Raw genomic sequence first — 20,905 nt, forward strand, 5'->3', positions numbered from 1 at the left:
CCACCGGCCGCGAGCCTGCGCCGGCCGGCGACGGCGCCTGCCCCCGACAGCACCGCGGTGCCGATCACCGTGTGGCGACTGGACAGCCGTGCCACCGCGAACCCGGTCGACGGCTTCGCCACCAGACTCGCCCGGCGACTCATCCAGATCTACACCGAACCGCACGACACCGTCGCCGACTTCGACGACGACCCACACCTGGAGGCCGCCAGCCACGCCGCTGGCCGCACCTACCTGAGCCTGACCGGGCCGGCGTCGCTGCAGACCTTAGGCCGGCAGCCCGGGGCGGCGTCCCTGATCGTCTGCCGGTGGCCGCGCTTGGTCGCCTGGCCAACCAGACCGACCACCCTGTTCGCCGCCTGTCACCTGGTGCGCGCACCCGACGGCTGCGTCGTGGCTGCCCTCCGCCGCCGTGACACCGACCGGGTCGACTACGTCGACCACACCAGAATCCTGCAGCAAGCCACGCAGGCCAGCGGGTTCCGGCACGTGCTGCAAATCGTCGCGGTCGGCGGCGCGGACACCGGCGACCAGTTCACCTACTACGCCACCGCTGAGGAGGCAACCGAAGTAGTCGGCGCCCAACCCGGCGACGCTGGCATCTGCTACATCGACATGCTCGCCCACAGCGCGGCCAGTCCTGGCCACCCGCTGCCCGAACCGGTATGGCCATGAGCGTTAGGGCAGCGTCCCGGGTGGGCGGTGGCCAGTGCGCGCCCGAGTGCGACGAGCACCGCCGCAGGAGTCGGCCCGTGCGCAAGATGTGGCTAACCGGCAGGTGCCAACGCCGCCGCCGCAAACCTCACCGATCGCCTCGTACGTGGCGTCCACCGGCCGGCGGCTCAACGCGCGGTACGTCGCACACACCAAGACGGGACGGGGTCGCCGCCACCGGGCATCGACCTGGGCTGAGCACAACGAGGGCCGACGGTCCCACCGAGGCAGCCAGATACGTGCCAGAAGCCGGGTCGGCAGAACGGTTCTGGAGCCCCGGCAAACCCGGCGACCCGCGATGGAGACGGGCCGCAGCACGAGCTATGACCAACGATCCTGGCTACTACCTGAGGCACGCCAACGACGACCTCGCGCTGGTGCAGAACGACGGGTCGGGCACGTCCGCCGACGACGCCAGGTTCCGCCGCGTGGCAGGCTGGGCGACCCCACGTTCCGGATGGGTCGCCTGAGCCGCCGATCAGACCGCGCCGGCGGTGAGCCGCAGCACGAAGCCGTCGCCGGCGCGGCCGAAGGCCACGTGGTCGCACAGCTGGTGGATCAACCAGAGGCCGAGGCCGCCGGGTCCGCCGTTGGTGGCCGGCAGCAGGCCGGCGTACGGGTCGGTCGGCCCGGCCCCGCCATCGCGGACCGTGATGACCGTCCGGCCGTCGCCGTGCCAGGCCCGCAGCCGCACCGGCGGCAGCCCGTGGCGCAGCCCGTTGGTGACCGCCTCGCTGACCGCGATGAGTAGCTGTTCGAGCCGATCGATCGACAGGAGCCCACCGACGGCGCCTTGGACGGCCGCGCGGGCGGCCGCCGGCGTCGGGTCGGTGAGGTCGAGCAGGGGCGGACCGTCCTGCAGCGGGTCGGCCCGCACCGGCGACCGGTCGAGCTCGAACCGCTCCGGCGGGACGTAGGTCGGGCTCGGCAGGCGCAGCCCGGCGGCGGTGGCCCGGCGGGGGTGGGTGCGCTCGATGTCGGCCAGGACCTCGTCCGGGGTGGCGCTCGTGTCATACGCGCACATGCTCCACAGTGGAAACTCGTCGTACGCGTGGTTGATGGCCGACTCATAGCGGGCCCACCAGTCCCAGACCGCGGGCCGCAGGTTGTCCGGCGGCAGCTCCCCGACGATCCGGATCTGGCTGGCGCCCCGGGCCACGTGCTCGGCCAGCAGCGTGCGGTAGGCCCGGATGGCCCCGGCCGGCCGGGCGTACGTGTCGCCGCCGGGCAGGTAGGCGACGTCGGCGCCGGGCGGCAGGGCCGACTGGACCAGCGCCGTGCCCTTTTCCCCGAACGCGACGATCGTCGGCTCGCCGGCTTCGAGCCCGTCCAGCAGGAACGGCACCACGACCTCGAGCAGCTCGTTGGGCGAGGAGTAGTAGACGGCCTCGTGGTAGTACCCCTGGTGTCCCGCCGCCGCGCCGGTCCTCACGGCTCCACCCGCACGTCGACGCCCATCAGCCGGACCAGCTGCCGGGCGGTCCGCGGCGGCCCGCGCAGGACCGCCGGGTGGCCGCGCCGCTGCGCGTGGTCGACAAGGGCCAGGACCGACCGGTGGTCGCTGAAGCGAAGTCCGGTGAGGTCGAAGACCAGCGCGCCGTCGACCGGCTCGGCACCGGCCCGGTCCAGCGCCTCCGGCAGCAGGTCGGACGATGTCATGTCGAGTTCGCCGGAAAGGGCGACCGACCCGCGCGAGGGCGGGCAGGCGAAGACGCGGAACGGCGGGTGCTCGCCGGTCGCGCGCGGGTGCATGCTGGCCAGGCGGGTGAGGGCCGGCTCGGCGATGACGCGACGGTCGAAGGCGCGCACATGGCGGCCATCGGGTGCTCGCTCATGTACCGGTCGACCAGGTGCTCGTAGCGCAGGAACGCGTCCAGCTGGGCCGCGGTGCGCACCAGCGGGGTCGCCTCGGCGACCACCCGTAAGCCGGTGAACCCGTCCGCCACAGCGGCCTCGGTGAATGCGCGGTAGGCCGTGACCTGCGCATGTGGCGTGACCGGGACGCCGCCTGCGTCCACGTCGGCGGTCGAGAAATGCGGCAGCCCGTCGATGCCGAGGCCCGCGTACGCCTGCGGCGGGCCGACGAACACGACTCGCTGTCCGGCGCGAACGCCTTCGGCGAGGAAGGCCCGGGCGGCACCGAGAAACGTGGCCGCCTCGTCGTAGACGAGGCAGACGTGCTGGTGCGCCGGAGGGACGGGCATTTCCCGATCGTAGCCGCTGCTCCGCATCGGCGGGCGGGCCGCACGAGGTGGTTCCGCTGCATTTGATACAACCAGTATTGGCGCGTTTACGAACAAATCAGGCGCGTGTCGGATTTGTGACGAGGCGATGGGTTTGACCAGCATGCGGTACAAGGATGAGGGCTGGCAACGCTGGACAGGGTCCGTCCTTCGGAGATGCCCGCGCTGACCATCGGTGCACCCGGAGGATGTCGATGACGCAAAGCGCTATGGACTTCGCGCACCCTGCCGCCGGTCCGGCCGGCGCGGACACGCGCACGCCCGCCGTCGTGGCGCCGGTGGTGCCCAAGGGCGGCGGGGCGATCCGCACCATGGGCGAGACCTTCACCGCCAACCCGGCGACCGGCACCGGGACCATGCGCTTTGCGCTGCCGCTCTCGCCGGGCCGCGCCGGTTTCGGCCCTCGGCTGGCGCTGTCCTACGACAGCGGCTCCGGCAACGGACCCTTCGGCCTCGGCTGGAGCCTGGACCTGCCGGCGATCAGCCGCCGCACCGACCGCCGCATTCCCCGCTACGACGACGCCCAAGAGTCAGACACATTCGTGCTGTCCGGATCCGAGGATCTCGTCCCGCTGCTGCAGCGGGACGCGGCCGGAAAGTGGGCGCACGTGCCGGAGCCCCGCGACGGGTACCTGGTGCACCGCTACCGGCCGCGGGTCGAAGGTTTGTTCGCGCGCATCGAGCGGTGGGTCCGCCGATCCGACGGCGACACCTGCTGGCGCACGATCAGCCGGGACAACGTGACGACGTGGTACGGGCGCACGCCGCGCAGCAGGATCGCCGACCCGGCCGACCCGTCCCGGGTCTTCAGCTGGCTCATCTGCTCCACCCACGACGACAAGGGCAACGCGGCCCGGTACGACTACGAGCCGGAGACCGCCGACCGGGTCTTCGAGGACGCGCAGGGGCGGTACACAGCGCCCGCGCACGAGCGAAACCGGACCGACGCCGGCCGCGGCGCCAACCGGTACCTCAAGCGGATCCGCTACGGCAACCGGGTCCCCAACCGCGACACCGAAGGCGCCGCCGTCGACCCGGAGTCCATCCAGGACTGGATGTTCGAGGTGGTCTTCGACTACGGCGACGGCCACTACGCCGACGCGCCGGCCGTGGACGGGCAGCAGTTCGCCACCGCCACGGCGGCACCCGCGCCCGGCGCCCGCTGGCCGGTGCGGTCCGACCCCTTCTCCACCTACCGGGCCGGCTTCGAGGTGCGCACCTACCGCCTCTGCCACCGGGTGCTGATGTTCCACCGCTTCGCGCAGGAGCTGGGCCGCCCCGACTACCTGACCCGCGCGCTGCGCCTGCAGTACGAGGCCGGCCCCGCTGCGACCTACCTCACCTCCGTCGTCGAGTCCGGGTACGAGCTGCGCGCCACCGCACAGCTGCCCGACCGGTACCTGGTGCGCTCCTTCCCGCCGGTCGAGCTGGAGTACAGCCGGGTGCCCGACGCGGCGGCGCTGGCCGGCCTGCCGGTGCGGGACGTGCGCGGCGCCGACCTCGACGCGGTCGGCTCGGCCGCCCGGTGGGTGGACCTGGACGGCGACGGCGCCGCCGGCATCCTCACCGAGCACGAGGGCGCCTGGTACTACCGCCGCAACGCCAGCGATGTGCGCCCGCCCGACGGCGGCGGGCCGCCCGTCGCCCGGTTCGAAGCCGCCGTCCCGGTGGCGTCCCGGCCGGCCCTTGCCGCCCGGGCCGGTGCCGCCACGCTGATCGACCTCGCCGGCGAGGGCCGGGTCGGCTTCGCCGCCCTCGCGCCGGGCACCGGCGGGTTTCACGAGCGCACGCCAGGCGGGGACTGGACGCCGTTTCGGCCCTTCGACACGTTCCCCAACCTCGACATCGACGATCCGAACCTGCGGATGCTCGACCTGGACGGCGACGGCATCGCCGAGATCGTCGTGACCGAACAGGACGCCATCACCTGGTACCCGTCGCTGGGCAAATCGGGTTTCGGGCCGGCGGCGCGCCAGTCGCTCGGCGACGGCGCGGACCGCGGACCGCGGCTCGTCTTCGACGACGGCGCGACCAGCTTCTTCGTCGCCGACCTCAGCGGTGACGGCACCACCGACCTGGTGCAGATCACCAACGGCGCCGTCTGCTACTGGCCCAACCTGGGGTACGGGCGGTTCGGCGCCCGGGTGGTGATGGACAACGCGCCGGTCTTCGGCCCGGCGGAGCTGTTCGACCCAGCGCGGGTGCACCTGGCCGACGTCGACGGCTCCGGCACCACCGACATCGTCTACCTCGGCGGCGCCGGGGCGACGCTCTACCGCAACCTTGCCGGCAACGGCTGGAGCGACGGCGTAACCCTCCCGCAGTGCGCGGTCGTCGAGCGGCCCGAGGACGCCCAGGTCGTCGACCTGCTCGGCGCCGGCACCGCCTGCCTGGTCTGGTCGAGCCACGGGACGATGCGGTACGTCGACCTCATGGGCGGCCACAAGCCGCACCTGCTGGTCGGCCAGCGCAACAACCTCGGCGCCGAGACGCGGCTGAGCTACCTGCCGTCGACCGCGTTCAGCCGGGCGGACCGGCTGGCCGGCCGGCCGTGGACGACCCGCCTGCCGTTCGCGGTGCACGTGCTGGAGCGGGTGGAGAGCATCGACCACCTGACCGGCAACCGGTTCCTGACCCGCTACGCGTACCACAATGGACACTTCGACGCCGGCGAGCGGGAGTTTCACGGCTTCGGCCTGGTGGAGCAGTGGGACACCCAGCACCTGGCGGCGCTGGCGACCGCGACGAACGTCGACGCCGCCTCCCACGTGCCGCCGGTGCTGACCAGGACCTGGTTTCACACCGGCGCGCCAGCCGACGGCACCGCCCTACCGGACGGCCTGACGATCGACGAGCGGCGGGAGGCCTGCCGCGCGCTCAAGGGCGTCATGCTCCGCCGCGAGATGTACGGCCTGGACGGGCGGGCCGAGCAGGACCGCCCGTACGTGGTGACCGAGCAGGACTTCGCGGTCCACCTGGTGCAGCCGAGGGCACAGCAGCGGCACGCCGTCTTCTACGCCCACCAGCGCCAGGCGGTCGAGTCGCAGTACGACCGGGTCCCGACCGATCCCCGCGTCAAGCACACGATCGTGCTCGAGGTGGACACCGGCTCCGGCAACGTGCTGCGGGAGCTGCGGATCGCGTACGGGCGTACGGCGCCGCCGGCGGACCTTTCGCCGCGCGACCGCGAGGTGCAGTCCCGGGCCACCGTGCTGCTGGTCGAAAACACGTACACCAACGCGATCGACGATCCCGCGCAGTGGCCCGACGATTACCGGGTCCCGGTGCCGGCGGCCAGCCACACCAGCGAGCTGACCGGCTTTCGCCCCGCCGGCGGCGCGGCCCGGTTCGGCTTCGCGGAGTGGGCGGCGGACGGCTTCGCCGCGCTCGGCTCCGCCACCGAGATCGGCTACAACGCGACCCCCGACCACACGACGCGGCAGCGGCGGCTCGTCGAGGCCGCCAGGACGTTCTACCGCGCGGACGACCTGACCGGACCGCTGACCTTCACCAAGGTGCAGCCCCGGGCCGTCCTGGACCAGGTGTACCGGCTCGCGTTCACCCCGCAGCTGCTGGCCGCCGCGTTCGTGCGCCGCCGTCCCGGCCAGCCCGACCAGGCGCTGCTGCCTACCCCCGCCGCGCTGCTCGAAGGCGGGGGAGCGGACCACGGCGGGTACGTGCCGATGGACGGCGGCTGGTGGATCCCCAGCGGCCGGGCGTTCTTCGACCCCGCTGCCGACCCGGCCGATCCGGCCGCGACCGCCGCGCAGGAGCTGGCCACCGCCCGGGCGCACTTCCACCTGCCGCGCAAGGTCGTCGACCCGTTCGGCAACGCCACGGTGGTGACCTACGACGCCCCGCACGACCTGCTGGTCACCCTCTCCGTGGACGCGGCGGGCAACGAGGTCGCCGCCGCGCACGACTACCGGGTGCTGCTGCCCCGGCAGGTCACCGACCCGAACGGCAACCGCACCGCCGTGGCGTTCGACGCGCTGGGCCTCGTGGTGGCCACCGCGCTGATGGGCAAGGCCACCGAACAGCGCGGCGACCTGCTGGGCCAGCTCGACCCGCATCCGGCGCCGGCCGTCCGGCGGGCGCTGCTCGCCGACCCGCTGGCGCAGGCCGCCGCGCTGCTGGGCACGGCGACGACCCGCATCGTGTACGACCTGGACCTGTTCGCCCGCAGCGGGCAGCCGGCGACCTCGGTCACGCTGGCCCGGGAGACGCACCTGTCCGAGCCCGGCGGGGCAACCCCGCGGATCCAGGTGAAGGTCGAGTTCACCGACGGCTTCGGCCGGCCGGTGCAGGCCAAGCGGCTGGCCGAGCCCGGCGACGCGCCGCGGCGGCAGGCCCCGCCGGTACCGCTGCCGGACGGCGATGCCGTGCCCGGCCCGCTCGTGCGCGACGCGCAGGGCCGCCCCGTCCTGGCGCCCGCCACGCCGCGGTGGGTCGGCACCGGCCGCACCGTCTTCAACAACAAGGGCCTTCCGGTCCGCCGGTACGAACCGTTCTTCAGCGCGACCCACCTTTACGAGCCGGAGCCGGACCTGACCGACACGGGCGTGAGCCCGCAGCTGTTCTACGACCCTGTCGACCGGATCGTGGCGATCCTGCACCCGGACCACACGTACGAGAAGATCGTGCACTCGCCCTGGCAGCGGGTCGACCACGACCGCAACGACTGCGTCGCGCCGCGCGGGGCGCAGACCGGCGACCCGCGCACCGACCCCGATGTCGCGGGCCACATGCGGGGCTACTTCGACGCGCAGGACGCCGGCTGGGCGACCTGGTTCGCCCGGCGCGCCGGCGACGCCCTCGGCGCCGACGAGGCCGACGCCGCCCAGCGGGCCGCGCTGCACGCCGACACCCCGGTGACCGCGCACCTCGACCCGCTCGGCCGGCCGTTCGCGACGATCGCCACCAACCGGTTCGTCGACAACGGCGTCGAGGTGCAGCAGGCCGAGACGACCCGCGTGGGCTGGGACGCCGAGGGCAACCAGCGCACCGTGCACGACCCGCTGGACCGGCTCGCGATGCGCTCCGACTACGACATGCTCGGCCGAATCATCCACCAGGCCAGCATGGACGCCGGCGAGCGGTGGTCGCTGCCCGACGTGACCGGCGCGCCGGTACGGGAGTGGAACGCCCGCGGCCACCTGCGGCGCATCGAGTACGACGGGCTGCGCCGCCCGACCGGCCTGTTCGTCACCGAGGACGGCGGCGAGCGCCTTGCCGAGCGCACCGTGTACGGCGAGGCGCAGGGCACGGCCGGCAACCACCGCACCCGGGTGTACGAGGTCTTCGACGCCGTCGGCCGGGTGACCCACCTGTCGTACGACTTCGCCGGCAACCTCACCGCCAGCCGCCGCGACCTGCTGCGCGACTGGGACTCCACAGTGGACTGGTCGGACGACCCGCCGGTGGACGACGGCAGCTTCACCAGCACCGGCACCTACGACGCGCTGAACCGTGTCGTCACCGCCACCACACCGGACGGCAGCGTGTACCGGCCGGGCTGGAACGAGGCCGGCCTGCTGGACAGCGTCGAGGTGGCGCTGCGCGGCGCCGCGCAGCCGACCGCCTTCGTCACCGACATCGACTACGACGCCAAGGGGCAGCGGCAGCGGATCGCCTACGCCAATGGCGCCGAGACCACCTACACCTACGACGCCGCGACGTTCCGGCTGGCCGGGCTGCGGACCACCCGCCCGGCCGCCGCCGACTCCACCGCCGCGCAGCTGTTCACCGACCCGACCGTGGTACAGGACCTGGCCTACACCTACGACCCGGTCGGCAACCTGACCCGGATCCGGGACGCGGCGCAGAAGGTGGTCATCCACGACGGCCAGCGGGTCGACCCGGTCGCCACGTTCACCTGCGACGCCCTCTACCGCCTCGTGCAGGCCACCGGGCGTGAGCACCTCGGACAGACGGCGTTCGACACCGCTCCGACCGCTGACCGCCGGGACCGCCCGTTCGTGGGCGTCCGCGCCAACCCGAACGACCTGCAGGCGCTGCGCAACTACACCGAGACGTACCGGTACGACCTGGCCGGCAACGTCGAGCAGATGCGGCACGCCGCCGCCGGCGGTGGCTGGACCCGCACCTACACCTACGGCGAGCCGAGCCGGCTGGAGCCGGCGCGGGCCGGCAACCGGCTGAGCAGCACCACGCTCGGCGGCAACGCCCTGCCGGCCGAGACCTACTCCTACACCGACGCGCAGGGCATGGAGGCGCACGGCTGCATCACCGCGATCAACGGCGCCGAGCTGCGCTGGGACGTCAAGGACCGGCTGCACCGCGCGGACCTCGGCGGCGGTGGCGTCGCCTGGTACGCCTACGACGCCGGCGGCCGCCGGATGCGCAAGGTGGTCGAGTCGCAGGACGGCATCCGCCGCAAGGAGCGCGTCTACCTCGGTGCGTTCGAGGTGTACCGCGAGTACGACGCGACCGGCACGAGCGTGCGGCTGCGCCGCGAGTCGCTGCGGGTGATGGACGACCAGGCGCAGGTGGCCCAGGTCGAGACGCTCACGGTGGACGAGGGCGCCGCCGTCGCCGACCCGGTACCGGTCCAGCGCTACCAGCTCGCCAACCACCTGGGGACCGCGTCGGTAGAGCTGGACGAGGCGGGTGCGCTGATCAGCCTGGAAGAGTTCACACCGTACGGCGCGAGCGCGTTGCAGGCCGGTCGCGGTGTCGCCGAGGTGAGCCTCAAACGCTACCGCTACATCGGCCGGGAACGGGACGGCGAGACCGGCCTGGACTACGCCGGCGCGCGGTTCTACGCCTCGTGGCTGGGCCGCTGGTGCTCACCCGACCCCGAGCTGCTCGTCGACGGGCCGAACCTGTACCGCTACTGCCGGGACAACCCGGTGCGCTTCCGCGACCCGGCCGGCACCGACCCGGTGGACGCCGGCAAGCCCGACGCCGAGCCGAACCCGCGGACCTTCAAAACCTTCGACGACTACCGCAAATCCGTGCCCAAGCAGACCGACGAGATGGCCCGCAAGCTGTGGGACGAGGCGCACAAGAAGAAGTACCTGATCCTGTACGACAAGGGCGACGACGAGTTCAAACGCCAGGCGCAGCAGGCCGCCAGAGACCACGGCGTCACGGCGCAGAGCGTCGAGTCCAAGAAGCTCAGCGACGTCATCGCCAAGGAGAAACCGGACGTCGTCATGACCTTCGGGCACGGCATCTCCAACCAGATGTCGTTCGGCGACAGCGAGTGGATCGGCGCGCCGACGCTCAAACGCGAGCTGAAGGAAGCCAAGCAGAGCCAGCAGATCACGTTCGTGGTGCAGGCCTGCTCCTGCGGGAAGAAGAACGGCCTGGCGGACACGCTGGCGGCCGACCCGGACCTGTCGAACTACACGTTCGTGTCGCACATCGACATCGGCCACGTCACCCGCAACAGCGACGTGCGCATCGCCAACGGCAGCACGCTGCCGGAGTTCCTGCGCCAGAAGGTCGAGTACCAGTACAGCCTCGACAAGGCGACCGCCCGCACGGTGGTCACCGAGGTGCTGCGGGTGGCGACCAAGTCCGAGACCGCCGCCGACGACAAGGTCAACACCGTGATCCGGGAGTCGGCGGTGCTCGGCTTCGACGCGCTGTGGGAGCTCATCGCCGGCAACGGCGACATCCCCTCACACGACGCGGTCAAGGCACTCAACCTCAGCGCCGACGCGCTGGCCCGGCTCACCGAAGGCATCAAGGAGCTGCGCTCGCGGCTTGCCACCGCCGCAGCCAAGCACGCCAAACCGCCGCCGCTCAAGCACCACGTCACCGAGATCAGGTAAACCACCGCCGGAACCATGCCGGCGCGGCCGGTACCGGGCATCTTCGAAAGCGAGACTCGACATGCCGCCCATCCGCATCACCGCCACCGCACCGGACGTCGCCAACCTCCACGCGGGACTGGGCCGGCTGCGCATCACCGTCGACCCGGCCGAGCGCGCCACCGGCGAGCTCGGCGCCTCCACCCGGGAGGCGATCCGGGCGTTCCAGCGCACCGCCGGGCTGCCGGCCTCCGGCGAGCTGACCGCCGAGACCGTCGACCGGCTCAACCGCGACCTCAGCCACCGGTTCTTCACCGACAGCAAAACCCGGGCGGCGAAGATCCAGCAGCTGCTGGCCCGCACCGGCCAGCAGATCGACCCCGCCGAGACCAACAGCCGCCGCTTCGGGCACAGCACCGAGGCCGCGCTTGTCGCCTACCTGCGCGGCGCAGGCCTGGCCGAGGACACCGCGCTGACCCCGCAGCTCGTCGACCGCCTCGAACGCGACGCCCTCACCGCCCGGCTGGGCAGCCGGACCCAGGTCGGTCAGGTCCAGCGCACGCTGCTGTCGGCCATCCGGATCGGCAAGCTGGAGCTGCGGATCGACCCGGTCGAGCTGCGCGAGAAGCGGCTCGGCGAGACCAGCCGGGCGGCGATCGTCGCCTTCCAGCGCAAGTACCACCTGGAGGCCACCGGCGAGCTGGACCCGCTGACCCTGCGCCGGATGGAAACGGTCGCCACCAGCCGCCCGGTGCCGGTCGCGAAGCTGAAGGTCGACGTCGCCGACGGGCTCACCACGCTCACCCGCAACCTGCGGCTCAACATGACCAACAAGCACGTCGGCACGCTGCAGCGGTCGCTGGCCTTCCTCGGCCTGCAGATCGACGAGAAGGAGTTCAAGACCGCCACCTTCGGCGCCTCCACCCGGCAGGCGGTGATCGCGTTCCAGAAGCGCCACCAGCTGCCGGTCACCGGACACGTCGAGGGCGAGACGCTGCGGCGGCTCAACGGCCAGATCGTCGGCGCCAACCCGCAGGCGGTCACCGAGGCGGCGCCGGCCCGGCTGCGCGGCTCCGTGCGCGACGAGCTCTGGCAGGGCCGCGCCGGCGTGCGGGTCCAGCTCTGGGAGAAGCTGATCCGCGGCACCGGGGCGCTGCTCGGCGAACGGCCGACGACCGGCTCCGGGTTCTACGACATCCCGTACACCCCGCCGCTGGACCCGGCCACGAAACAGTGGCGCAGCCCATACCACCTGCTCGTCAAGGTGGTCGACGCCGCCAACACGGTGCTGGACCAGAAGGTGCTGTTCAACCCGACGCGCATCGCCTGGGTCAACTTCGTCCAGGGCAGCCAGCCGTACCGCGGCGCCTCCGAGTTCGAGCAGCGCCTGGCGGCCGTGACCCGCGTGACGGGTTCGCTGGCCCTGCACGACCTGGAGGAGACCGGCACCGCACAAGAGATCACCCATGTCGCGGTCAACACCGGCCTGAGCGTCAACGACGTGATGCGCCTGGTCATCGCCGACCGGGTCGCGGCCGAGATCGCCGCCGCGCCGGTCGACACCGCCGCCGTCTACGCCTTCATCCGGCAGAACCTGCCGCCCTCGCTGCCCAGCGACCTGATGCAGAGCACCCAGCAGTGGACCCTCGTCGACCAGGTCACCGAGCGGGTGGCCAGCGGGCTCGTCTTCCTGGAGCCCGGCCTGCTGGCCGAGGCGTTCGACAACGCGGTGCGGGAGAACTACATACCGGTCAGCACCGCACTCGGCCGCGACGCCGTCCTGGCCGCACTGGCCGAGGCCCGCGAGCGGTTCCTGCTGGAAAAGCCGATCCTGGTCGGCGACGGCACCCTCAAGACGTTGCTGGACACCTCGTCGGTCGGCACGGCCCACTACGGCAAGGTCGCCGACGCCTTCTACACCCACAAGACCCTCGGCGACGACTTCTTCGCCGACGCCCGCAGCCGGCCGGCGGACTTCGGCGGCCCGGACGCGATCGACGACCTGGAGACCGCGGTCAGCCTCGGCGAGGTCACCAAGAACTTCGCCCCGATGGCCGCCCACCTCAAAACCGTGATCGAGGACCCGGCCGACGCCCGAGCCAGCGCGCCGCGCGACTTCGCCAAGCTGGCGCACGCGGACTGGGTACAGGTCATCACCGACGCCGGGGGAGCGGTGCCCGCCGGTACCGACGGCGCCAGCACCGCCGACAAGATCGCCAACTATGCCGCCACGCTGGCCGCGCAGGCCGAGCGCCTCTATCCCACGGTCGCCTTCGTCGCCGAGGCCGGCCGGGGTGCGCGCACGCAGCTGGCCCACGTCGCCGAGATCCAGCAGTTCGTCGACACTCAGCCCGCCTTCGACCTGCGCACCAGCCGCGTCGACGCGTACACGGCGACCAACAACCTCACCGTCGACGACGCGGTGCGCGGCGAGCTCAAGGTGCTGCAGCGGGTGCGGCGCATCGCCCCCGACGCCACGCTCGGCCGGGTACTGCTCGACGAGGGCATCCACAGCGCGTTCCAGGTGCTGACCATGGGCAAGGAACGGATCGTGCAGACCCTGGCCGGCGCCGGCGTCGACCAGCGGGTGGCGCTGACCGTCTACGGCACGGCCGAGTTCCAGTACGGCCAGGCGGTCAACCGGTTGGTGGCCTTCCGCACCGAGCTCAACCGCGCCACACCGAAGGCGATCGTGTCGCACACCTACACCGCCGAGGAGCTCGAGGAGTTCTCCGGCGGCGTGCCCAACCTGGAGACCCTTTTCGGCTCCATGGACGTCTGCGACTGCCCCGACTGCCTGTCCGTGCTCGGCCCGCCGGCGTACCTGGCCGACGTGTTGCGCTTCCTGCAGGAGCAGCCCTCCGAGATCGCCGGCGAGTCGGTGCGCGAGCAGCTGTTCAAGCGCCGCCCCGACCTCGGGACGCTGAAGCTCAACTGCGACAACACAAACGTCGCGCTGCCCTACGTCGACCTGGTCAACGAGGTGCTGGAGGCGCTGGTGCCGCCGGGCGAGCCCGGCACCGGCCACCAGACCACGCGCACGGCGCAGGAGCTGCGCGCGTTCCCCGAGCACGAGCGCAGGGCCGCGTACGACACGCTGAAGGAAGCCGACTTCCCGATGCACAGCGCCTTCAACCTCTGGCAGGAGCAGGCGCGCGTGTTCCTCGGCCACCTGGGCATCGCCCGCCACGAGCTGATGAGCCGCTTCCAGGCGGCCACCGGCCCGACTCCGTCCGACGTGAGCATCGCCGGGGAGTACCTCGGCATTTCCACCCACGAGACCGACCTCGTCACCACCGCCCGGCCCACCGACGCGGACCAGCAGAGGTACTGGGGGCTGGAGTCGGTCACCGCCACGATGCCGGTCGCCGACTTCCTCGAACGCTCCAAGATCACGTACGCCGAGCTGCTCCGGCTGTGCGATGTGGACTTCGTCAACCCGGCCGGCGCCGGCCACACGGTGATCGAACGGCCGGCCAACACCTACAGCCTGCGCGCGCAGCGGCTGACCAACCTCACCGCGGCGAAGCTGGACCGGATGCACCGGTTCCTGCGGCTGTGGCGGCACACGCCGTGGCAGATGTGGGAGCTGGACCTGCTGATCCGCGCGGCCAAAGTCGGCGGCGGCGCCCTTTCCGGCGACACCCTCGTGCGCCTCACCCGGGTCCGCGAGCTGCAGTCCCGGCTGCGCGTCGACGTCGAGACGGTGCTGGCCATGTACGGCGAGCTGCCCACCGCCGACCGCAGAAACCCCGAGGACCCGCAGAAGGTGGTCCGCTCCGCCTACGGCCGCCGCTTCCAGAACCCCACGATCACCAACCCGGTCGACACCGCGTTCACGCTGCCGATCGCCGGCGACCCGCTGCTGGCCGACCACCGGCCGGCCCTGGTCGCCGCCCTCGGCGTCAGCGACGTCGACCTCACGCCGCTGCTGGCACGCACCGACGGCGCGCTCACCGTCGCCAACCTCTCCACCCTCGTCGGCTACGCCGCCCTGGCCGGCGGGCTGGGGATGCGGGCACCGGACCTGGTCACGATGCTGGCACTGGCCGGCATCGACGACCCGTTCGCCACCGTCGCGCAGACCCTCGACACGATCCGGCAGGCCGACGCGATCGCCGCCGGCGGCATCGCCGTCGCCGCCCTCGACCACCTGCTCAACGCCCGGCCCGACGCCGCCTACGGCCTGCGCGACGAGGTCGTCGCCCAGCAGATCGGCACGGTCCGGGAAAGCCTGCGCAGCAATCCCGCCGCCGAGCCGCGCGGGCAGGTGATCGCGGCGGTCGCCACCGCACTCGCCCTCACCGACGGGCAGGCCGCCGCGCTGCTCGACGGCCTCGACGACGCCGGCAGCCCGGTCCTGGACCGCTTCCTCGACCCCGCACTGACCGCCACCGGCGCCGACGGCGCGTACACCAACCCGGTCGACAGGGCCACCTTCGGGCCGCTGTTCCGCTGCTACCGCCGGCTGCACAAGGCCGGCATCCTGCTCACCCTGCACCGGATCACCGAACCGGCCGAGGTCGCCTGGTGGCTGGCGAACGCCGCCGCGGTCGGCGCCCTGAGCCCCGCCGACCTGCCGGTCGACACCGCACCGGCCGCGCCGCTGTACGGCAGGTGGCTGGCCCTGCACCGCTTCGCGCGGTTCCGGGACGCGCACCCGGCGCCGGAAGGTACCTCGCTGACCGCGCTGCTCGACCTGGCCCGGACGGCCGGCTCGCCCGGCGGCACGGTGCTGGACCGGCTCAGCGCCCTCACCGGCTGGGACCGCGACGACCTGGACGACCTGCACACCGGGCTCGGCTTCACCCACGGCGCCACCTCCTCGTACCGCTCGGTGGACACCTACCTGCGGCTGGCGGAGTGCTTCCACGCCATCCGCCGCGTCGGCGTGACCGCCGGCCAGCTGCTGTCCTGGGCCGACCGCGACCGCGACACCGGCGGCGCGCAGTTCACCACCGCGCAGCAGGTACGCCAGGCGGCCAAAGCCCACTACACCACCGGCGCCTGGCTCACCACGGTCACGCCGCTGGTCGACGGGCTGCGGGAGCGCAAGCGCGACGCGCTCACCGCGTGGCTCGTCGAGCACTCGCTGCGCACCGAAGACGAGGCGATCACGGTCAACGCCAAGCAGTGGCCCAACCCGCGGCGCTGGAAGGACGCCGACGACCTGCTGGCCTGGGTGCTGATCGACGTGCAGATGAGCTCCTGCCAGCTCACCTCGCGCACCAAGCAGGCGATCAGCGCGACCCAGATGTTCGTGCAGCGCTGCCTGCTCAACCAGGAGCAGGCGTTCGTCCAGGTGTCCCGGGCGGCGCTGGCCGACACCGTCTCGCTGGACAGCTGGAAACAGTGGCGGTGGATGAAGAACTACCGGGTCTGGGAAGCCAACCGCAAGGTCTTCCTCTACCCGGAAAACTGGATCGAGCCGGAGCTGCGCGACGACAAGACCCCGTTCTTCGACGAGCTGGAAAGCGAGCTGCTGCAGGCCGAGATCACCGACGCCGCGGCCGAGGCGGCCTTCCGGCACTACCTGGAGAAGGTCCACGAGGTGGCCCGGCTGGAGGTCACCGGCGTCTACTACGAGGTCGACGACGACAACCCCTACGACAACCTGCCGCCGAACATCAACCGGCTGCACGTCATCGGGCGGACCAAGGCCGACCCCGCCGTCTACTTCTACCGCCAGCACGACCTCAACTACGGCACCTGGTCGCCGTGGGAGCGGATCGACGTGGAGATCGGCGGCGACCACGCCATCCCGGTGGTGTACAACCGTGCCCTGTACGTCTTCTGGCTCGTGTTCACCGAGAAGCCGCAGAAGCCGCGCAAGCAGCCGGCCGCCCAGCCCAGCGCCAAACCGCAGGACACCCCGACCCGTCCACCCAGCTGGAGATCCAGCTGGCCTGGACGATGCGCAAGGAGGACGGCTGGACCGCCAAGAAGCTGTCCCGCGAGCGGCTGCTGCACCCGTGGCAGCGGCCGCTGCACTCCTACAACCTGCGGCCGCGGTACCGCTCGCAGGAGAACATGCTCTGGCTGGACCTCTACATCTCGACGTCGGTGGAGTTCAACGGGGCGCAGTTCACCGACCCGTACACCGGCCTCAAGCAGCGCCTGACCGCCACCGCCTACGACGAGTCCGGCCGCCCGTGGCACTCCTCGTCGTTCCTGTTCGACGGGGCCGTGGTCGGCACCCGCATGAAGGGCCTCAGCGGCAGGTACCACCTCAAGAACGCGACCGGAAGCATCTCCGACGACCTGACCGCGACCGACTCGCACACCTGGGTCAGCACCACGTTCGGCCCGAACGGCGCGGCGATCGGGCGGGCCGTCGGCGGCCGCGAGACCATGCCCCGCACGGTCCTTCCGTCCGGGATGCACTTCGAGTACACCCGGCTGCGCAACAACACCCGGGTGGCCAACCCGAACGTGCTCAACGTCCTGGAAGGCGCGGGCAGCGTGACGCTGCTGCGCGGCGCGCGCGCCCCGTTCGACCTCGTCTTCTCCCAGCACGGCCTGCAGTTCGACGAGGCGGTCACCTTCCCGCCGCCGATGATCTACCAGGACCCGCAGCGCTCGTTCTTCATCAAGCCGCACTGGCGCACGGTGCTGATGGGCTACAACAAGACGCTGCAACGGCTGCGGTACGACTTCACGCCCTTCTACCACCCGTACTCGGCGCTGTTCCTGCGCGAGCTGAAGCGGTCCGGGCTCGACGGGCTGCTCAACCGCAGGATCCAGATCTCGCCGCAGTCGTACCACCCCGGCAACAGCTACCGGTTCGTCGACTACGTCCCCGCACCGCCGGCGCAGTCGCGGCCGTCGGCCGCCAGCGACGTCGTCGACTTCGACCTCGGCGGCGCCTACAGCACCTACAACTGGGAGATCTTCTTCCACGCCCCGCTGCTGGTGGCCACCAAGCTGACCCAGAACCAGCGGTTCGAGGAGGCCATGCGCTGGTTCCACTTCATCTTCGACCCGACCAGCACGGACGGCGTCGAGTCACCGCAGCGCTTCTGGGTCACGCGCCCCTTCCACGAGCAGAACCGCGAACAGTACCGCCGCCAGCGCATCGAGGAGCTGCTCAAGGACATCGGCGCCAACCTGGACCAGCTGCGGGCCTGGAAGAACAGCCCGTTCAAGCCGCACCTGATCGCCCGCTACCGGCCGGTGGCGTACCAGAAGACCGTGGTCATGCGGTACATCGACAACCTCGTCGCCTGGGGCGACCAGCTGTTCCGGCAGGACACGATCGAGTCCATCAACGAGGCCACCACGCTGTACCTGCTGGCCTCGGAGATTCTGGGCCCGCGACCGGTCACCGTGCCGGACGTGAACCGCGCCGACCGCTCGTACAACGAGCTGACCGCCGAGGGCGAGCTGGACCCGTTCGGAAACCAGAAGATCGAGGTCCTGATGGAGAACCTGACCGACTCGCCGGTCCAGGTGATTCGCACCGACGAGGGCGCCGAGCCGATGCCGGTACTGACGATCTCCTACTTCGGCATCCCGCAGAACCGCGACCTGCTCGACTACTGGGACCTTGTCGCGGACCGGCTCTGGAAGATCCGCAACTGCATGAACATCCGCGGCATCGTGCGGCAGCTGCCGCTGTTCGAGCCGCCGATCGACCCCGCGGTGCTGGTCCAGGCCGCGGCCGCCGGCGTCGACCTGGACACCGTGCTCGGCCCGGGCGGCACGCCGTCCAGCCAGTACCGCTCCCGGGTCCTGCTGCAGAAGGCGCTGGAGCTCACCCAGGACGTGCGCGCCCTCGGCGACCGGCTCCTGGCGGCGATCGAGCGCGGCGACGCCGAGGCGCTGGAGCTGATCCGGGCCTCGAACGAGGCGCGGCTGCTGGATGCCACCCTCGACATCAAGCGACTGCAGGTCAAGGAGGCCGAACACAACCAGGTGGCGCTGGAACGGACCAAGGAGACCGCCGAGGGGCGGATCGAGTACTACGGCGGCCGCGAGTACATCAACCTCTGGGAAGGCACCGCCCTCACGCTCAGCGGCATCGCCACACTCGCGCAGACGGCGATCGCGCTCGGCTACGCGCTGGCCGGCGGCCTCACGTTCATCCCCAAGTTCACCATCGGCGCCTCCGGCTTCGGCGGATCGCCGGTCGCGGCCGCCGACACGCCCGACGGCGTCAAGTTCTCCAAGGCCGCCGAATGCGCGGTCGCCACGATCTCGGCGATCGCCACCGCCGCCGAGAAGTGGGCCGGCATGGCGACCACGATGGGCGGCTACCAGCGCCGCGCCGAGGAGTGGGAGTTCCAGAAGAACCAGGCGGGGCTCGAGGTCAACCAGCTGCTGGCCCAGATCGAGGCGGCCAAGGTCCGGGTCGCCATCGCCGAGGCCGACCTGGCCAGCCAGCAGACGCAGATCGAGCAGGCGCGGGGGATCGAGGACTACCTGCGCACCAAGTACTCCAACCGCCAGCTCTACGACTGGATGCTGCGGCAGGTCAGCACCGTGTACTTCCAGGGCTACCAGCTCGCGTTCGACATGGCCAAGCGCGCCGAGACGGCGATGCGTTACGAGCTCGGCGACGACACGCTCACGTTCGTCCAGTTCGGATACTGGGACGGCCTGAAGAAGGGGCTGCTGGCCGGCGAGCGGCTCGCCAACGACCTGCGCCGCATGGAAGCGGCCTGGTTCGAGCGGAACACCCGCACGTTCGAGATCAGCAAAAACGTCTCGCTCGCCCAGGTCGACCCGCTCGCCCTGCTCACCCTCAAGACGACCGGCACCTGCCAGGTGACGCTGCCGGAGTGGCTGTACGACCTGGACTACCCGGGCCACCTGCGGCGGCGGATCACCGCCGTCTCGATCAGCATCCCCTGCGTGGTCGGGCCGTACACGAGTGTCAACTGCACGCTGTCGCTGACCGCCGACGGGGTGCGGGTCAAGGACGGCGTGGCCGGCGGCTACGGCGACCCGCTGGCGCCGACCGACGACCGGTTCACCGCCATGCACGCGCCGATCACCTCGATCGCGACGAGCCACGCCCAGAACGACAGCGGCACGTTCGAGCTGAACTTCAACGACGAGCGGTTCCTGCCGTTCGAGGGAGCCGGCGCGGTCAGCACCTGGACGATCGACCTGCCGCCCGCGCACAACCAGTTCGACTTCAACACCATCTCGGACGTCGTGCTGCACGTGCGGTACACCGCCGAGCCGGGCAGCGGCGCGCTGGCCGACGCGGCCAGGACCCACCTCGCGGCGGTGGTGCCGAAGTCGGGCACGCGGATGTTCGTGCTCAACCGGGAGTTCGCCGGCGAGTGGCAGCGCTTCCTGTCCCCGCAGCCCGGCACCGACCAGGAGCTCGTCGTGACGCTGGAGCGCAAGCACCTGCCGTTCCGCGCCCGTACCGCCACCAACGTCAAGATCACTCGGCTTGACCTGATCGTGGACAGCGCACACCCGGACAGCTACGAGGTGAGCCTGACGTTCGCCGGTGCCGCCCAGGCCGCCAGCCACGTGATGCCGCGGCTCGGCGGGCCGGACGAGGCACACCACCTGATCGTCGATCCGGTGGCCCCGCCGCAGAACCTGCTCGGGCCGCTGTCGGTGAAGGTGCGGCGCGCCGGCGTGACCGACTTCCGCTCGCTGCCGGCCGACGACCTGAAGGAGGCTTACCTGGTCGTCGCGTTCACCACGTCATGACCGGCCCGCTGCCGCCGGCCCTCGCGGCCGTCGTCGACGCCGTCGTCACCCACTGCGATCCGGACGAGATAGTCCTCTTCGGGTCGTGGGCAAAAGGCACCACGCACCGGTACAGCGACATCGACATTCTCGTGATCGGCCCGTTCACCGCCTCGCCGTGGCTGCGCGACCGCGAGCTGCGCGAGGCGCTGCGCGAGCTTCCGGTCGCGGTCGACCTGCACCTGCTCACGCCGAGGGAAATGGCGGTCGAGTCCGCGCGGCCGCACACGTACCTCAACACCCTGCGCGAGACGAGCCAACGTGTCTACTTGCGGACAGGCCGCCCGACATCCTTGCCCGGCGGTCCCGCGGCTGCCTAGAATCGTGGTACTCGAAGGCACTTAAAGTTGAAGTATTGCGTGCGGAATAGTCCGAAGCAGGAAAAGCATCATCACAAAAAGACCATCGAGTCATTTCGCAAAGGCCCACGGCTAACAGCACGGGGCCTTTGTC

Annotated in this window: 9 protein-coding genes; 6 read left to right on the forward strand and 3 right to left on the reverse strand. The window is 71.5% G+C overall.

The annotated features are described in order from the left end of the window. The first annotated feature begins 57 nt into the window (after positions 1-57). Together Phou_RS30505 and Phou_RS51395 are read left to right on the forward strand one after the other, a co-directional pair. Complete coding sequence (locus tag Phou_RS30505) at positions 58-675, forward strand: hypothetical protein (RefSeq protein WP_173062250.1); 618 nt, start codon at positions 58-60, stop codon at positions 673-675. A 362-nt stretch (positions 676-1,037) separates the two neighbouring features. Then, the gene (locus Phou_RS51395) at positions 1,038-1,184 is read left to right on the forward strand and encodes an AbfB domain-containing protein (RefSeq protein ID WP_218579272.1); all 147 of its coding nucleotides are present in this window, start codon (positions 1,038-1,040) and stop codon (positions 1,182-1,184) included. Between the two features lie 8 nt (positions 1,185-1,192). On the opposite strand, the gene Phou_RS30515 is transcribed toward Phou_RS51395, so the two are convergent. The 3 genes from Phou_RS30515 to Phou_RS30525 are packed head-to-tail and all read right to left on the reverse strand — an operon-like array spanning position 1,193 to position 2,918. Next, positions 1,193-2,146, reverse strand: coding sequence for an anti-sigma factor RsbA family regulatory protein (locus Phou_RS30515; RefSeq protein ID WP_173062256.1), 954 nt, complete (start codon positions 2,144-2,146; stop codon positions 1,193-1,195). Then, the gene (locus Phou_RS30520; protein WP_173062259.1) at positions 2,143-2,373 is read right to left on the reverse strand and encodes an STAS domain-containing protein; all 231 of its coding nucleotides are present in this window, start codon (positions 2,371-2,373) and stop codon (positions 2,143-2,145) included. The genes Phou_RS30515 and Phou_RS30520 overlap by 4 nt, the downstream gene beginning before the upstream one ends. Beyond that, a complete protein-coding gene (locus Phou_RS30525; RefSeq protein ID WP_173062263.1) occupies positions 2,370-2,918 on the reverse strand; it encodes an MEDS domain-containing protein in 549 nt (182 codons plus the stop codon). The genes Phou_RS30520 and Phou_RS30525 overlap by 4 nt, the downstream gene beginning before the upstream one ends. 233 nt (positions 2,919-3,151) lie before the next feature. Here Phou_RS30525 and Phou_RS30530 point away from each other — a divergent pair, with 233 nt between their 5' ends. The 4 genes from Phou_RS30530 to Phou_RS30540 all read left to right on the forward strand — a co-directional run bounded on the left by Phou_RS30530 (position 3,152) and on the right by Phou_RS30540 (position 20,772). Further along, positions 3,152-10,759 carry a SpvB/TcaC N-terminal domain-containing protein gene (locus Phou_RS30530; protein WP_173062264.1) on the forward strand — a complete coding sequence of 2,536 codons (7,608 nt, stop codon included), beginning with the start codon at positions 3,152-3,154 and terminating at the stop codon, positions 10,757-10,759. Positions 10,760-10,820: 61 nt separating this feature from the next. Continuing rightward, a complete protein-coding gene (locus Phou_RS30535; protein WP_173062268.1) occupies positions 10,821-16,859 on the forward strand; it encodes a neuraminidase-like domain-containing protein in 6,039 nt (2,012 codons plus the stop codon). Positions 16,860-18,982: 2,123 nt separating this feature from the next. Beyond that, the gene (locus Phou_RS53230) at positions 18,983-20,413 is read left to right on the forward strand and encodes a Tc toxin subunit A-related protein (RefSeq protein WP_246274086.1); all 1,431 of its coding nucleotides are present in this window, start codon (positions 18,983-18,985) and stop codon (positions 20,411-20,413) included. Beyond that, complete coding sequence (locus Phou_RS30540; RefSeq protein WP_173062271.1) at positions 20,410-20,772, forward strand: nucleotidyltransferase domain-containing protein; 363 nt, start codon at positions 20,410-20,412, stop codon at positions 20,770-20,772. The genes Phou_RS53230 and Phou_RS30540 overlap by 4 nt, the downstream gene beginning before the upstream one ends. Positions 20,773-20,905 lie beyond the last annotated feature (133 nt).

The organism is Phytohabitans houttuyneae (genome assembly GCF_011764425.1).
Lineage (GTDB): Bacteria > Actinomycetota > Actinomycetes > Mycobacteriales > Micromonosporaceae > Phytohabitans > Phytohabitans houttuyneae.

Bases quoted from the DNA above. Each gene is read 5' to 3' on its own strand.
- Phou_RS53230 (WP_246274086.1), top strand. From the start codon at position 18,983: ATGGGCGGCTACCAGCGCCGCGCCGAGGAGTGGGAGTTCCAGAAGAAC.
- Phou_RS30535 (WP_173062268.1), top strand. From the start codon at position 10,821: ATGCCGCCCATCCGCATCACCGCCACCGCACCGGACGTCGCCAACCTC.
- Phou_RS51395 (WP_218579272.1), top strand. From the start codon at position 1,038: ATGACCAACGATCCTGGCTACTACCTGAGGCACGCCAACGACGACCTC.
- Phou_RS30520 (WP_173062259.1), bottom strand. From the start codon at position 2,373: ATGACATCGTCCGACCTGCTGCCGGAGGCGCTGGACCGGGCCGGTGCC.
- Phou_RS30540 (WP_173062271.1), top strand. From the start codon at position 20,410: ATGACCGGCCCGCTGCCGCCGGCCCTCGCGGCCGTCGTCGACGCCGTC.
- Phou_RS30525 (WP_173062263.1), bottom strand. From the start codon at position 2,918: ATGCCCGTCCCTCCGGCGCACCAGCACGTCTGCCTCGTCTACGACGAG.
- Phou_RS30530 (WP_173062264.1), top strand. From the start codon at position 3,152: ATGACGCAAAGCGCTATGGACTTCGCGCACCCTGCCGCCGGTCCGGCC.